14 protein-coding genes are annotated in these 13,966 nt (G+C 65.5%); 11 read left to right on the forward strand and 3 right to left on the reverse strand.

What is annotated here, in order from left to right:
- On the reverse strand, positions 1-432 hold a 432-nt coding region (locus EJC49_RS22915; protein WP_148106326.1), incomplete at its 3' end, for an FAD-dependent oxidoreductase.
- 444 nt (positions 433-876) lie between these two features.
- Here EJC49_RS22915 and EJC49_RS22920 point away from each other — a divergent pair.
- The 8 genes from EJC49_RS22920 to EJC49_RS22955 all read left to right on the forward strand — a co-directional run bounded on the left by EJC49_RS22920 (position 877) and on the right by EJC49_RS22955 (position 9,172).
- Positions 877-1,794: a branched-chain amino acid ABC transporter permease gene (locus EJC49_RS22920; RefSeq protein ID WP_126702257.1), complete on the forward strand. Its 918-nt coding sequence runs from the start codon at positions 877-879 to the stop codon at positions 1,792-1,794.
- Between the two features lie 2 nt (positions 1,795-1,796).
- Positions 1,797-2,717, forward strand: a complete 921-nt coding sequence (locus tag EJC49_RS22925; protein WP_126702258.1) for a branched-chain amino acid ABC transporter permease — start codon at positions 1,797-1,799, stop codon at positions 2,715-2,717.
- On the forward strand, positions 2,714-3,514 hold the full coding sequence (locus EJC49_RS22930) for an ABC transporter ATP-binding protein (RefSeq protein ID WP_126702259.1): 801 nt from the start codon (positions 2,714-2,716) through the stop codon (positions 3,512-3,514). The genes EJC49_RS22925 and EJC49_RS22930 overlap by 4 nt, the downstream gene beginning before the upstream one ends.
- The gene (locus EJC49_RS22935; protein WP_170314845.1) at positions 3,504-4,247 is read left to right on the forward strand and encodes an ABC transporter ATP-binding protein; all 744 of its coding nucleotides are present in this window, start codon (positions 3,504-3,506) and stop codon (positions 4,245-4,247) included. The genes EJC49_RS22930 and EJC49_RS22935 overlap by 11 nt, the downstream gene beginning before the upstream one ends.
- 52 nt (positions 4,248-4,299) lie before the next feature.
- Positions 4,300-5,475, forward strand: coding sequence for an ABC transporter substrate-binding protein (locus EJC49_RS22940; protein ID WP_170314846.1), 1,176 nt, complete (start codon positions 4,300-4,302; stop codon positions 5,473-5,475).
- A gap of 94 nt (positions 5,476-5,569) precedes the next feature.
- Positions 5,570-6,511, forward strand: a complete 942-nt coding sequence (locus EJC49_RS22945; RefSeq protein ID WP_170314847.1) for a TAXI family TRAP transporter solute-binding subunit — start codon at positions 5,570-5,572, stop codon at positions 6,509-6,511.
- Positions 6,512-6,538: 27 nt separating this feature from the next.
- A complete protein-coding gene (locus tag EJC49_RS22950; RefSeq protein WP_126702262.1) occupies positions 6,539-8,479 on the forward strand; it encodes a TRAP transporter permease in 1,941 nt (646 codons plus the stop codon).
- Between the two features lie 186 nt (positions 8,480-8,665).
- Positions 8,666-9,172, forward strand: a complete 507-nt coding sequence (locus EJC49_RS22955) for a CopD family protein (protein WP_126702263.1) — start codon at positions 8,666-8,668, stop codon at positions 9,170-9,172.
- Here EJC49_RS22955 and EJC49_RS22960 read toward each other — a convergent pair.
- Entirely contained in the window at positions 9,150-9,650 is a 501-nt protein-coding gene (locus tag EJC49_RS22960; RefSeq protein ID WP_126702264.1) for a DUF2231 domain-containing protein, read from the reverse strand. The two genes, EJC49_RS22955 and EJC49_RS22960, sit on opposite strands and share 23 nt — an antisense overlap.
- 42 nt (positions 9,651-9,692) lie before the next feature.
- Between EJC49_RS22960 and coxB the strand changes: the two genes are divergently transcribed.
- From coxB to EJC49_RS22975, 3 genes are read left to right on the forward strand one after another with little or no spacing between them, the layout of a single operon-like run.
- Entirely contained in the window at positions 9,693-10,370 is a 678-nt protein-coding gene (gene coxB / locus EJC49_RS22965; protein ID WP_245453531.1) for a cytochrome c oxidase subunit II, read from the forward strand.
- Complete coding sequence (gene ctaD, locus EJC49_RS22970; RefSeq protein ID WP_126702266.1) at positions 10,367-12,877, forward strand: cytochrome c oxidase subunit I; 2,511 nt, start codon at positions 10,367-10,369, stop codon at positions 12,875-12,877. The genes coxB and ctaD overlap by 4 nt, the downstream gene beginning before the upstream one ends.
- Entirely contained in the window at positions 12,874-13,236 is a 363-nt protein-coding gene (locus EJC49_RS22975) for a hypothetical protein (protein WP_126702267.1), read from the forward strand. Before ctaD ends, EJC49_RS22975 begins: the two co-directional genes overlap by 4 nt.
- A gap of 25 nt (positions 13,237-13,261) precedes the next feature.
- On the opposite strand, the gene EJC49_RS22980 is transcribed toward EJC49_RS22975, so the two are convergent.
- Positions 13,262-13,855 carry a DUF6969 family protein gene (locus EJC49_RS22980; RefSeq protein WP_126702268.1) on the reverse strand — a complete coding sequence of 198 codons (594 nt, stop codon included), beginning with the start codon at positions 13,853-13,855 and terminating at the stop codon, positions 13,262-13,264.
- Positions 13,856-13,966 lie beyond the last annotated feature (111 nt).

Consider the following 13,966-nt stretch of genomic DNA (forward strand, 5'->3'; position numbering starts at 1 on the left):
CGTCGCGCCGGTTTCGTCCTGGGTGGCGCCCACCGCCTCTGCCTCATAGATGATCTCGGCGGTGTCGCGCTTCTCGATCCAGTCGCGCAACAGCTCCGTCAGCTTCCACTGCTCGCATTGCAGGCGGTAGGGATGGTTCGTGTCTTCGGCGAGAACGCCGAGGTCGAAGGTCGCGACCACGCCCTCGGACCGGTCGCGGAACTGCCACTGCGGGCAGATCAGGCCTTGCGCGACGAGCGGCTCGCTGACGCCGAACCGCTCCAGCATGTCGAGGGTCGGCGGATGAAACGTCGACGCCCGCAGATCCTTCGGCAATTCCCGGCTTTGCTCCACGATCGTGACCGGAATGCCGGCCTCCGCGAGCGCACATGCAGCGACCAGTCCGACCGGCCCCGCCCCCGCAATCAGAACCCGTTCCTTGTCTGCACTCATACCCAGTGGCCTCTTGAATGTTCCGCTTGACAATGCCGAAGCACCCTTTCAATGTGTACATATTGTCAGGACATATCAACCGAAATTTTTGGTGAATGTCTCGATGACGAGCGAACCCACCATGCATGCACCGCGCCTCGCCGCGACCTGCAGGAATGGGCTCGAACGACGCGGAAAAGAGGCTTCAAAAGCCCGAAACCGCAGGAACACAGGGGTTTCGCACAGGCCATCTGGGCGACACCGCGCGAGCGGGAACTGAGCCGGGATCAGCGATCCCACTGGAATACGGGACGGCGTATCAACGCCGCAGGGAGCCGCCAGGAGCGGCGCTGGAGGGCATTTGCATCGCATATTGAAAACCGATCGCGCCTCAATGTATCCAAATCGCGATCCCGGATTCAAAACTTTGTATACAACGAAGCGGCTTTCCCAGGAGGACGCCCCATGTTGCTGATTCAGCAATTCGTCAACAGTATCATGCTGGGCAGCGTCTATGTGACGGTTGCGGTAGCGTTCACGCTGACGATCGGCGTTCTCAACTTCCTCAATTTCACCATCCCGACGTTGTTCATGCTCGCGGGCATGGTCGGGTGGGCGCTGGCGCACTGGGGCCTGCCCTTCGGATTGTCCGGACCTATGACCTGGCCCCTCGCCCTGTTCTTCGGCATCTGTGTGGCGATCCTCGCGTCGCTCCTCGTCGAGCGCCTCACCTTCCGCTACCTGAAGACGAAGTACGGAGACTCCACCGAACACGCCATTCCCCTCGTGTCTTCTCTCGGCTTCCTGCTCGTCCTGGAAAATCTCGTCCGCATTGGCTACGGCACCGACGCCCAGCGCTTCCCCGGGCCGAGCGCCGATCTGACCATGAACATCGGCGGCATCTTCGTGCGGATCCCGCAGCTGGTCAGCCTCGGCATCGTCGTGCTCATCGTCGTCGGCCTCACCTGGCTTCTGAAGAGGAGCCGCATTGGCCGCGGCCTGCGGGCGATCGCGGAAAACCCGGACGCTGCCAATATCCTCGGCGTCGACACCAATCGCGTCGTCCCGGTGGTCTTCATGCTGACCGGCCTTCTGTGCGGTCTGGCCGGCGCCCTGTTTGCCGTCAACTACGGCGAGGTCTCGCCGCAGATGGGCGAGGACATTGGCACCAAGGCCATCGCCGGCATGGTGGTCGGCGGGCTCGGCTCCATCTGGGGTGCTGTGCTCGGCGGCCTGATCGTCGGCCTCACCGAAATGATGACCATCCACTTCTTTGGCGCCGACACCGTTCAGGTCGCGGTCTGGGGCTTGCTGCTGCTGACCCTCCTGCTGCGCCCGCAGGGCCTTTTCGGCCACCACTCGATCGGCAAGGGGAAGCTCTGACCATGAGCGGCTACTGGGCAGGCATACTCTCGATCCTCGCAATCAACGTCATCTTCGCCTACGGCATCTTCCTGCCGGTGGCGACGGGACAGCTCAACCTCGGCGGCGCCGGCTTTCAGGCGCTCGGGGCATACAGCGCCGCCTACCTCTCGGCGATGTATGGCCTGCCGGTTCCGGTGACGGTCGGCGTCGGCATGGTCGTCGCCGGTGTCGTCGGCTTCCTGATCGCTTTCCCGATCCTGCGGACCCGCGGGGTCTACCTGGTGCTCGCAACCTTTGCCTTCGCCGAAGTGGTCGCTGGCACGATCCTCAACTCCGACACGCTCGGCGGCGCCATGGGCATGTCGGTCCCGGCCTTCATCGACTGGGAGGTGCCCGTCATCGTGGCCGTTTGCGTCACGCTCTTCGTTTTCTATCTGATGTCGACCCGCTTCGGCCTCACCATGCGCGCGACGCATGACGACGAGGTCGTGACCGACCTGATGGGCGTCAACATCCGGATGGTGCAGGTCTCGGCCTTCGCCATCGGCGGCGCGCTCGCCGGGCTTGCGGGAGGGCTCTATGCACACGCCTTCTCCTTCGTGGAGATCCAGAGCTTCAATGCGCTGATTTCGATCTACGTCCTTCTCTACGTTCTCCTCGGCGGCACACAGACCGCCTGGGGTCCTTTGGCCGGAGCAGCCTTTTTCACCCTCCTGCCGGAGTTCCTGCGCTCGTTCCTTCCGACGGTGAAATCCGCGCTTGCCGCGCTCGTCGGCATCGAAGGCCCGGTGGGTCCGCCCGACGATTCCTGGCGATTCGTCATCCTTGGCGCGCTGACCATCGCCATGATGGTGTTCCGTCCCGAGGGGCTCATCACCCGAACCATGATCGAGCGCCTGCGCTTTCGCCGCTCCACCGCCGGAAAGGAGGTGACGGCATGAGTGCCTCCCTGCTTTCCCTTCACGCGGTTTCGAAGAATTTCGGCGGCCTGGCGGTCATCTCCGACGTCTCCTTCGACGTGCCTCAGGGCTCGCGCACGGCACTGATCGGCCCCAATGGCGCCGGCAAGACGACGATCTTCAACCTGATTTCCGGCGTCTTCGCGCCGTCGGAGGGGGAAATCCGCCTGGAAGGCCAGACGATCGACGCACTTCCCTCGCGCTCGCGCATCGGGCTTGGCATTGCCCGGTCCTTCCAGAACATCCGCCTCATGCCGCATCTGTCCGTGGTCGAGAACGTGATGCTCGGGCAGCAATCGCGCGCGGGCAATCTCGCCGGCATGCTCACGCCGCTTTCGCTCTTTGGCCGGTCGAAGTACCGTCGCGAGGCTGAGGACCTTCTTGAGAGCATGGGTCTTTCGACCTATCCGGGCGAAGTCGTCGCCACCCTGCCCTACGGCATCCGCAAGAAGATCGAGGTGGTACGTGCGCTCGTCGCAAAACCCAAGATTCTCCTCCTCGACGAACCGGCGGCGGGGCTGAACAACACCGAGACGGCGAACCTGCGCGACTTCCTGATGACGATCTCGCAGTCGGGCGTCACACTTCTCGTCGTGGAACACGACATGAGCCTGGTGCGCAGCCTGTGCGACCACGCCGTGGTGCTGAATTTCGGCCGCAAGATCTATGACGGCTCGACCCGCACGGTTCAGGAAGACCCTGCGGTTCTGGAGGCCTATCTCGGCACCCGCCAGGCCGAGAAGACCAGGAACCAGGCGGAGGCAGACCATGTTGCTTGAGGTTTCCGGGCTCGACGTTCGCTACGGCCGGACCCACGCGGTCAAGAACGCCACCATCTCCGTCGGCGAAGGCGAGATCGTCACCGTTCTGGGCGCCAACGGCGCCGGCAAGACCTCGCTGCTGCGGGCCTTGCAGGGAGCCGTCAGGCCCGCTTCCGGCCGCATCGTCTTCGATGGCAAGGATCTGACCGGCGCAAGCCCGTCCGCGCGGGTGCGCGCCGGCATGATGCTCGTTCCGGAAGGCCGCCAGATTTTCGTGTCGATGACGGTTCATGAGAACCTGCAGATGGGCGTCTATCTGCGATCCGACCGTGATGCCGCTCGCGACATCGAAGCGATCTACGATCGCTTCCCGAACCTGGCCGAGCGGCGAGACATGAAGGCGAGCGTGCTCTCGGGCGGCGAACAGCAGATGCTGGCCATTGGCCGTGCGCTGGTCGGCCGGCCGCGCCTGATGATGCTCGACGAACCTTCGCTCGGACTGTCTCCGCTGTTCGTCTCGCGTCTCTTCGACCTGATCGTCGAACTGAACCAGTCGGGCATTGGCATCCTGCTAGTCGAACAGAACACGACCATGGCACTCGAGGTCGCGGCGCGAGGCTACGTGCTCGAACTCGGCTCCATCGTGCTCGAGGACACCGCCGAATCGCTGGCCCGGAATCCGACGCTGACCGAGGCCTATCTCGGCGGGCACCAGAATTCGCCGTCACACGCGGCTGGAGAAAACGCGTGAACGGCGAACGAGACTGAACAGAAAAACGAAACGACCCATGAGGAGAACCGCAATGAAAGTCAGATCGATACTCGCAGCAGCCGCAATCCTGCTCGCAGCCGGCACCGCCTACGCGCAGGAAACCATCAAGATCGGCAACATCGTCGTCACCGCGGGACCGCTCAAGGGTCCGGGCGAGCCGACGCTGACGGCCATCGACATTGCCGTCGAGGAAATCAACGCCGCGGGCGGCATCAACGGCAAGCCGATCGAAATCGTGCGTTTCGACACCGGCTCCGACCCCAAGCAGGCCTCGGTCGGCACCCGCAAGCTCGCCCAGGACGACGGCGTACTGGCCATCGCCGGCCCGTTCTCGTCCGGTGAATCGGCGGTCGCGCTGAACGACGCCGAGCGCCTCAAGGTTCTGATGATGCCGACCTCGGCTTCGGCGCCGGGACTGACCGACGGCCGCACCTACGGCTGGCGTCTGACGGAGGACGAAACGAAGCAGTTCGGGCGCCTCCTGAAGTCGATCAAGGCAAACGGCATCAAGGCCGACACGGCCGAGATCGTCTACATCTCGGAAGAGGTCGTCTCCAATGCCGCCGGCACCAAGCTCTATCCGGCGCTGCTCGCGGAAGCCGGCATCAAGCACGGCAACCCGATCGCCGTGCAGTACAAGAGCTTCGACATGTCGGCGCAGGCCGCCCAGATCATGCAGGCCAATCCCGACCTCGTCGCCATTGCCGCTCTGCCGGAATCGGCCTCGAAAGTCATCAAGGAACTGCGTCGCCAGGGCTTCCAGGGCCGCATCATCGGCTCGCAGATCTTCGCCGATCCGAACGTCGCCGAACTGTTCGGCCCCGAGGGCGACGGCACGCTGCTCGTCGCCGGCTTCTGGAAGGGCCGCACCGAAGCCTCGCAGAGCTTCAACGACAAGTTCGTCGAAGAGACGGGCAAGCGCGGCATCCACAAGCTCGGCGCCCACCATTCGGACGCACAGGCCTACGACACGATCTATCTCCTCAAGCAGGTGATGGAGCAGGCCGGCGTGACCGGCGACCCGGCCAAGCTCGCCGAAGAGCGCGAGGCCATCGTCGCCGGCATGGAGGGCGTTCGCTTCTCCGGCATTCTGGGCGACGACATCTGCTTTGCCGGGCATGACGCCGAATTGCCGGGCTACATCATCGAGATCAAGGGCGGCGAATGGACGAAGTTCGACGAAGCTCCCGCCGACAAGTGCGATTGATAGGCAGGTAAACCGATCGACTGCCGTGGCGGCCGGGTCCAACCGGCCGCCACCCTTCCAGTCCCGACACCAGAAAAAAACAGGGAACGAGACCATGCTGAAATCCCTCGCCTTCGCCGCGGCGCTCGCCGCGACGACCGCCTCCGGCGCCATGGCCCAGACCATTGGCCTTGCGACCACCCAGGGCGGCGCCACCGAACAGATCGCAACCGCGATCGCAAAGACCGTCTCGCAGGCGACCGACCTTCAGGTCCGTCCGCAGATGCTGGCCAACACGTCGCAGTACATTCCGCTCGTCAATGACGGCCGCGTCGAGTTTGGCATCGCCAACTACCCGCAGACCTTCTATGCGCTCAAGGGCGAAGGCATGTCGGAAGGCCAGCCCGCGCCGAACCTCAAGCTGGTCGCGTCTCTGATCCCGTTCAATGCGGGCATGATGGTTCCGTCGTCGCTCGGCATCAAGACGCTGGACGGCCTCGCGGGAAAGCGTGTTCCGCGCTTCCCGGCGAACTCGCTCGGCGACTACATCATCCGCGCTTCGCTCGCCACCGCCGGGCTCACCTATGACGACGTCACCAGCGTGCCGACGGCGAATTTTCCCGCGCAGTTCCAGGCCTTCAAGGACGGCGCGACGGACCTGACCATCGCCACCGCCGGCGCACAGTACACGTTCGACTTCGAGACCACGCTGAACGGCGTGACCTTCCTGAACTACAAGGACGGCGACGAGGCCGTGCTGGCCGCCGAACTGCCCGGCACCTTCCTCAAGCCGGTCGGCTCCTACAAGGTCCCGGGCGTCAGCGAGGACACCGTGATCTTCGCCTATGACTACACGCTCTTCGCCAATGCCGACGTCCCGAACGAGGTCGTCGCCAAGGTGGCGAAAGCCCTGTTCGAAGGCGAGGCGGCATTGAAGGAAACCGGCCCGATCTGGCAGGAATACGTCCCCGCCGAGATCGGAAAGGCGGGCGTGCTCGAATATCATCCCGGCGCGATCGAGTTCTACAAGAGCGTCGGCATCTGGTCCGGCGACTGATCGACCTGCATCGAAGGATAGGTTGAGATGACTGCCGACGTTCGCAATCCGCTTCGCATCCTCCCGGCGATCCTGGCCATCCTGGTGCCCGTCGGGTCGATCGCCTGGATCGCATCGGTGCCACAGCGTCTCGGCATTCTCATCTATCCCGAACAGATCGCCGCGCTCATGCTGGGCGCGGCGCTCGCCGTGGTCTTCTTCCGGGCCTGCCAGGAGGGCCGCGGGCTCCTCAACGTGATGGACGCGGCGCTGGGCGTCGCCGCCTTCGGCCTCGGCCTGTTCGTCTTCATCCGTTTCCCGGTCCTGTCCGAAGGCTCGTTCCGGCATCCCACGGAAGCGCTTCTGCTCGGCATCGCCACCACGGCGCTGGTGATGGAAGGGCTGCGCCGGGTCATCGGCTGGGCCCTGATCGTCATCTTCGTGGTGATGCTTCTCTACGCGCTGTTCGGCGACTGGGTGCCCGGCGCGCTCACCGGCCGCCCGCAGCCGATCGCCGACATCCTGCGCTTCCTCGGCACCGATTCCACCGCGACCTGGGGACAGGCGCTGCAGATCGCCGCGTTCGTCGTGGTCGTCTTCGTCCTGTTCGGCGGCCTGCTCCTGGCCGTCGGCGGCGGCGACTTCTTCACCCAGCTTTCTCTCCGCGTGGCCGGCAACGGTCCCGGCAACACCGCCAAGGTCGCCGTCACGGCATCCGCTCTGTTCGGCTCGATCTCCGGCAGCGCCGTGTCGAACGTCATGTCTACCGGCGTCATGACCATCCCGATGATGCGCAAGGCCGGCTTCAAGCCCCAGCAGGCCGGGGCGATCGAGGCGGTCTCCTCGACCGGCGGCCAGTTGATGCCGCCGATCATGGGCGCCGCTGCCTTCCTCATGGCCGAGCTCTTGCAGGTGCCCTACCGCGACATCGTCGTCGCCGCGCTGCTGCCGGCGATCCTCTATTATCTGTCGGTGTTCGTGCAGATCCACTTCATCTCGCACCGCGACCGCATCCCCTCGATGAAGGATCTCGACCGCACCCCGATGGCCTCGGTCCTCGCGCAGGGCTGGCTCCCCATGGTCGGCATCGCCGTCCTGCTCGTCTCGATCTTCAGCTTCAACATCCGTGCCGAGCTCGCTGCCATCTGGTCCATCGTGGCCATGGTCACGCTCGGTCTCGCGACGTCGTTCTTCGGCCCGGAGGAGCGGCGTCTGTCGCCGCGCCGCCTGCTCGCCGCCATCGTCAGGACCGGCCAGTCCACCTGCGACATCCTGTTGATCACCGCTGCTGCCGGCATGATCATCGGCCTTCTCACGACCACCGGCCTCGGCTTCGCGCTGTCGCTCTACCTGCTGGAATTCGGCGGAGAGAGCCTGTTTGCGCTCCTGGTGGTCACGGCCTGCGTCGGCGTCGTGCTGGGCATGGGCCTGCCCACCACCGGCGTCTACCTGCTGATGGCGTCCCTGGCCGCTCCCGCGCTGACGCAACTCGGCATCGCGCCCATGCAGGCGCACATGTTCGTCTTCTATTACGGCATGCTGTCGATGATCACGCCGCCCATCGCCATGGCGTCCTTCGCCGCCGCCAGCATCGCCGGCGCCCCCCAGCTCAAGACCAGCTTCGAGGGCTTCCGCTTCGGCTGGATCGCCTATCTCCTCCCCTTCCTGTTCATCTACAAGCCCGGGCTTCTGATGGTCGGAGGCGCGCTCGACATCGCCTACGTCTTCATCAGTTCGGCGGCGGCGCTCGTGCTCGTCACCGGCGGGCTGGTCGGCCACGCGCTGCGGCCGCTCGGTTGGGCCACGCGCATCGTCTGGACCGTTCTCGGCCTGGCCATGATCGCGCCGATCCACGAACTCGGCGGCTGGACCCTCGAATATGCGATCACGGCGCTCGGCTTCGCCCTGCTGCTGTTCTACGCGGTGGTCGGGCATGGCGAGACCGCGCAGGCGGAGCCCGGCCAGGCCGGCAATCCGCCCGCGCGCTGACCCTTCACGTCGCCAGACTGCCCGGCACGCCTCCGAGGCGTTCCGATGGAACCATCCTCGGTCTCCCGTGTTCCACCTCCATTCGCCGACAGCGCGCGCGGCGGCCGGCCCTGTTGCGCCCGCATGATTGCACGCGACGGAGGCTGAAACAGGGGGACGGAACGTGACGAGCCATGGATGCGCCGGATGATCGTCTGGCTCAAGTTCCTCCACATTGCCGCCGTCTGCGTCTGGATGGCGGGGCTCGTCAGCCTGCCCGGTCTCTATGTCAGGCGCGCCGCCACGGGGGAGAGCGATCAGCTCTATGGCCTCCAGCGCACCGTCCGTTTCACCTTTCTCAAGCTGATGTCGCCGGCCGCCTTCGTGGCCATCGCCTCGGGCGCGGCATTGATCTTCGTCGGCCAGGCCTTCCATCCCTGGCTTTCGGCCAAGCTCGCGCTCGTGGCGGTACTTGCGCTGATCCACGTCCTGACCGGGCTCGTGATCATTCGCCTTTTCGAGGAGGGCGAGGTTTATCCCGTCTGGCGCTTCGTCACCGTCACCGCCCTCACGCTGGTGCTGATCGTCGCGGTCCTCGCGCTGGTGCTGGCAAAGCCCGAACTCGACTGGCGCGGCCTCGTGCCCGCCGTGCTCACCGAGCCGGGCGGGCTTCGACGGCTGGTCGAGGAGTTCAGTCCTTGGAAGATACCATGAGGCCGATGCCGTGATGGAAGATCAGCTTTCCGCCATGCCAGCCGGCAAGGGCCGTCAGGCCGCTCGCGAGGAGCGACAGCAGCAGGCCGTGCGGCAGGACGTCCGCGGGATCGTTCAGCCGCACGCCCCAGTTCAGCCCCGCGACCGCAATCAGCGTCATGGCGGCCACGCCGTGCGACCAGCTGGCCACCCTGCCCCGGATGCCGCTCACCAGCAGCAGCTCCGCCGTGCCGGCAAGGGCAGCCACCAATCCTCCGAAGAAGGCGAAGCCCGAGGACCACAGTCCCACCCGAAGCCAGAACGGATCGGCCGACCACCAGTAGAAGATGTCGATGCCCAGCGTGCCGATCACCAGCGCGATCGGAAAATGCACGCTCATGGCGTGGATCGGATGTCCGGCGATGGCGACCGCGGACGTCACGTCCAGCTCGTCGATGGCCTCCTGAACCGGATTGGGTCTGTCTTTGCTGTCGGGCATGAAGGGTCTCCTGTTCCGCCAGAAAGCCGCGGCCGGCCAATCTTGTTCCCCGCCATCGTTCTGGCCGTTCCGCTGGTGCTGTCCGGCTGTGCCGGCGATGCCTCGGCGCTCGACCCGGCCGGGCCGGACGCCCGTGCCATCGCCCGTCTCTGGTGGGTCATGTTCTACGCCAGCATCGTGCTGTTTGCACTGGTCATGGGCCTGTTTGCGCTGGTGATGCTGAAACCGGGCGCCGGCGCCCGCTTGCCAGAAGGGCGCTGGATCCTGTGGGGCGGCCTCTGGATGCCTGTTCCGGTGCTGATGGCCCTCCTCGTCGTCTCTCTCGTCCAGGGCGAGCATCTCCTGGCGCGCGAAGGCTCCGGTGACGCCTTGCGTGTCGAGGCGCACGCACGCCAGTGGCAATGGGAGTTCCGCTATCTCGACGCCGAAAACCGGCCCGTCACCGTCGACGTGCTGCACATGCCCGTCGACCGGCCGGTCGAAGTCGTGACGACGAGCGAAGACGTCATCCACAGTCTCTGGGTTCCGGTGCTCGGCGGCAAGATCGATGCCGTTCCGGGCCATCGCAATCGGGTCCGCCTGCTCGCCGACAAGACGGGAAACTTCGGCGGTCTGTGCGCCGAATATTGCGGCACCGGTCACACCAACATGCGCTTCCGGGTGCTCGTGCACGAACCCGAAGCCTTCCGCGCTCTGCTCGAAAGGGGCTTTGTCGAATGACGCAGACGCGAGGAGGCCAATCGCTTCGCCTGCACAGGCAGCTCTCGGCAATCTGGGGCACGGGGCCGGGGTTTGCCCGGCTGGCGGCCGTCAACCATTCGGTCATCGGCAAGCGCTTCATGGCCACGGCGGCGATCTTCTTCGCCATAGGCGGCCTGCTCGGCATGCTGATCCGGACCCAGCTCGCCTCGTCCGAAAGCCCTTTCATGGAGGAAGGCCTCTACGCCCAGGTCTTCACCATGCACGGCACCATCATGATGTTTCTCTTCGCCATCCCCATGCTGGAAGGCCTGGCGATCTATCTGCTGCCAAAGCTGCTCGGCGCCCGCGACCTCGCCTTCCCGCGCCTCACAGCCTACGGCTACTGGTGCTATCTCTTCGGTGGGACGATGCTTCTCGCGGCGCTCGCCTTCGGCGTCGCGCCAGACAGCGGCTGGTTCATGTACACGCCGCTCTCATCGCGCGTCTTTTCCCCCGGCATCAACGCCGACGTCTGGCTGCTCGGCATTACCTTCGTGGAAATCTCGGCGCTCTCGGCCGCCGTCGAGATCCTGGTCAGCATCCTGAAGCTGCGCGCCCCCGGCATGTCGCTCGCGCGCATGCCGATCTTCGGCTGGTACATGCTGGTCACGGCCGGCATGATGGTCGTCGGCTTTCCGCCACTCATCCTCGGCTCCATCCTGCTGGAACTCGAAAGGGCCTTCGACCTGCCCTTCTTCGATCCCGCGCGCGGTGGCGACCCGCTTCTCTGGCAGCACCTCTTCTGGCTGTTTGGCCATCCGGAGGTCTACATCATCTTCCTGCCGGCAGCCGGCGCCATTTCCACCTTCCTGCCGGTCTTCGCAGGTCGGCCGCTGGCCGGTTATCGTGCCGTCGTGGTGGCCCTCATCGCCATGGGCTTTCTCTCGCTCGGCCTTTGGGTTCACCACATGTATCTCGTCGGCATCCCGCATCTGGCGTTGAGCTTCTTCTCGGCTGCAAGCGCCCTGGTCGCCATCCCGACCGCGGTGCAGATCTTTGCCTGGCTGGCCACCCTCTCGCATGGCCGGCCGCGCTTTTCGTTGCCGATGCTCTATTTCTTCGGCTTCCTCTTCATCTTCGTCATCGGCGGCTTGACGGGCGTCATGGTGGCGATGGTCCCCTTCGACATCCAGGCGCACGACAGCCATTTCGTCGTGGCGCACTTGCACTACGTGCTGGTCGGCGGCTTCGTCTTCCCCGTGTTGGGCGCCGCCTACTACTGGGTGCCGCACATGACCGGCCGGATGCCGGTCAACCATTTGGCCAAGCCCGCTTTCTGGATGATTTTCGTCGGCTTCAACGTCACGTTCTTTATCATGCACCTGACCGGGCTACGCGGCATGCCGCGTCGGGCGCATCTCTATCCGGCGGAACCCGGTCTCGAATGGTTCAATTTCATCTCTTCGGTCGGGTCCTTCGTCATGGCGATCGGCTTCGGCCTCCTGCTGCTCGATTTCGCCCTGCATTTCCGCTTCGGACGAGCCTTCCGGCGCAATCCCTGGCAGGCCCGCACGCTGGAATGGGCCATGCCGACGCCGCCGCCGCCCTACGCCTTCGCCTCGCTGCCCCACGTGGAGGTGCGCGCCGACACGTTGCATCCAGACAGGATCGGCGCCGAACTCGCGGCCGGACAGGGCTATCTCGGCTTCGTGCGGGAGGGCCGCATGGAAACGCTCGCGGTCGAGGCGATCGGCGGTCGGGTCGAGCAGGTGGTGGAACTGCCCCGCCCCAGTTACCTTCCGCTCTTCACCGCCCTCGCCACGGGCGTCTTCTTCATGGCCATGCTCTTCAAGGTCTACGTGGTCGCCGCTCTTGCGCCGCTGTTGGTGGTGGCTCTGTTCCTGCGCTGGACGGTCGGACGCGGCCGACGAAGCGACAGCGGACCGGAAGACGTGGGCCGCGGGGTATCGGTTCCCTCGCACTTCGAAAGCCGTAGCGCCCCATCCATCTGGGCGATGATGTTTGCGCTGATCGCCGACGCGACGCTGTTCGCCTCGCTCGTGTTCGGCGGTCTCTTCTTGTGGATATCGGCGCCGGGCTGGCCAACCCCCGTCATGCCCCAGCCGGACGGAATTGCCACCCTCGCCATGCTGGCCGTCGCCGGCCTGGGCTGTCTGTCGGCCTGGCGCAGCATTCCGTCGGGCGGAGCCGGGCGACTTGCACCTCTGGCGTTTACCGTCATCCTTCATGCAGGCACGATGATCTTCTTCGCCTGGTCGGCCGCCGCCATTGCCGACCCGACGGAGCATGCCGCGGCCGCAACGGTATTCTTCGCGCTCTGCTATGCCGCGCTTCATGCGGCGATCGGGCTGGTTTTCGCTGGCTATGGTCTGTGGCGCGCCGCCACGGGCTGGGTATCGTCAGTCCGGCTGCTGGATCTTCGCATCGGCCTTCTCTTTCACCTCTACGCCTTCGCGGCGGCTGCGATCACCCTCGCCTTCTGGTGGCTGATGGCGACGCTTGGCGGAACGGGAATCCCGGCATGAAGCGCCCGGCACGCGAAATCAGGCCGCTGGTCCTCGTGATCTCCGGCTTCCTTTTGTGGAGCGCGGCCTTCCTCGCCATCTATGGCGCGCAGGCGACGGGATGCAGCCTGGGCTGGGACGCAAGGATGCTCTTCGGTCCCATCAGCGTCCAGCGCGCGTTGTTGCTCGTCCTCTTTGCCCTCGTCCTCGTCGGACATGCGGCCCTCGTCATGCGGCTGAACGGGCGGACGGGACCGGTGGAGACGGCCGATGCCGAGACGGCGGATTTCATGCGAACGACGGCAAGGCGGCTGGCGCTGATCGCCACGGCCGCCTCCATCATCTGCTTTGGCGGCGTCGTGTGGCTCTCGGGCTGTTGACGCAGACACGGCGCGGCCGACCGGTTCAGTCGACGGGGGGTGCCCCGAAGGCCATCTCCGACGTCACCTCAAGCGCCCGATCCTGGCGCGCATCCACGTCGGACGCTCCGGCATGCGCGGCCAGCACGTCGTCGCGAGCCCGGATCAATTCGGCGATCTCTTCCTCGTAGGCCGCGAAGATCGCGGTAAGCCAGCGATTGACCAGGTAGGACGGCCGGGGCATCTGCACGTCGAAGCGCGGCAGCAGCGCAATGGTCGCCTCCGCGTCGAGCCAGTCGTCGCCCACCACCCACTGGTTCACGGTGAACAGCCGGAGCGCGTGTCCATGCGCGTCGACGCCGATCGCCGCCAGATGGTGGATCGGGCCATCGACCCCGTCCGGCCGGACGAAGCAGTGGAAATGACCGTGCTCCGGCGCGCCCTCTTCAGCGGGATGGCAGTGATAGAACCATTGTGCCCCGCTCGACGGGTCGAAGACATCGCCTGGGGGATAGTGGTCCCAGGCGGCGATGGACGACGTCTCGCGAAACGTCTCGGTGAGCACGCTCAGGCCGCCCTTGGCGAGGATGGTCTCGCAGAAGGCGATCTCGTTTCGCGCATGCTCCCGGCCGTCAGCCATCGGTCTTTTCCGGCAAGGGCGCGGGAGGCGGCGGAGGCGCGAGCTTCGCCGGCTCGGGCGGACGCGGCGCAGGCGGCGGAGGCGGCGCGAGCCTTGCCGGCGACGCCGGTG

It is taken from the genome of Aquibium carbonis (genome assembly GCF_003970795.1).
In the GTDB taxonomy this organism is placed as follows: Bacteria; Pseudomonadota; Alphaproteobacteria; order Rhizobiales; family Rhizobiaceae; genus Aquibium; species Aquibium carbonis.

What these genes read in the sequence shown, in the direction of transcription:
- EJC49_RS22920 (WP_126702257.1), top strand. Translation starts at nt 877, where the DNA reads ATGTTGCTGATTCAGCAATTCGTCAACAGTATCATGCTGGGCAGCGTC.
- EJC49_RS22925 (WP_126702258.1), top strand. Translation starts at nt 1,797, where the DNA reads ATGAGCGGCTACTGGGCAGGCATACTCTCGATCCTCGCAATCAACGTC.
- EJC49_RS22930 (WP_126702259.1), top strand. Translation starts at nt 2,714, where the DNA reads ATGAGTGCCTCCCTGCTTTCCCTTCACGCGGTTTCGAAGAATTTCGGC.
- EJC49_RS22935 (WP_170314845.1), top strand. Translation starts at nt 3,504, where the DNA reads ATGTTGCTTGAGGTTTCCGGGCTCGACGTTCGCTACGGCCGGACCCAC.
- EJC49_RS22940 (WP_170314846.1), top strand. Translation starts at nt 4,300, where the DNA reads ATGAAAGTCAGATCGATACTCGCAGCAGCCGCAATCCTGCTCGCAGCC.
- EJC49_RS22945 (WP_170314847.1), top strand. Translation starts at nt 5,570, where the DNA reads ATGCTGAAATCCCTCGCCTTCGCCGCGGCGCTCGCCGCGACGACCGCC.
- EJC49_RS22950 (WP_126702262.1), top strand. Translation starts at nt 6,539, where the DNA reads ATGACTGCCGACGTTCGCAATCCGCTTCGCATCCTCCCGGCGATCCTG.
- EJC49_RS22955 (WP_126702263.1), top strand. Translation starts at nt 8,666, where the DNA reads ATGATCGTCTGGCTCAAGTTCCTCCACATTGCCGCCGTCTGCGTCTGG.
- EJC49_RS22960 (WP_126702264.1), bottom strand. Translation starts at nt 9,650, where the DNA reads ATGCCCGACAGCAAAGACAGACCCAATCCGGTTCAGGAGGCCATCGAC.
- ctaD (WP_126702266.1), top strand. Translation starts at nt 10,367, where the DNA reads ATGACGCAGACGCGAGGAGGCCAATCGCTTCGCCTGCACAGGCAGCTC.
- EJC49_RS22975 (WP_126702267.1), top strand. Translation starts at nt 12,874, where the DNA reads ATGAAGCGCCCGGCACGCGAAATCAGGCCGCTGGTCCTCGTGATCTCC.
- EJC49_RS22980 (WP_126702268.1), bottom strand. Translation starts at nt 13,855, where the DNA reads ATGGCTGACGGCCGGGAGCATGCGCGAAACGAGATCGCCTTCTGCGAG.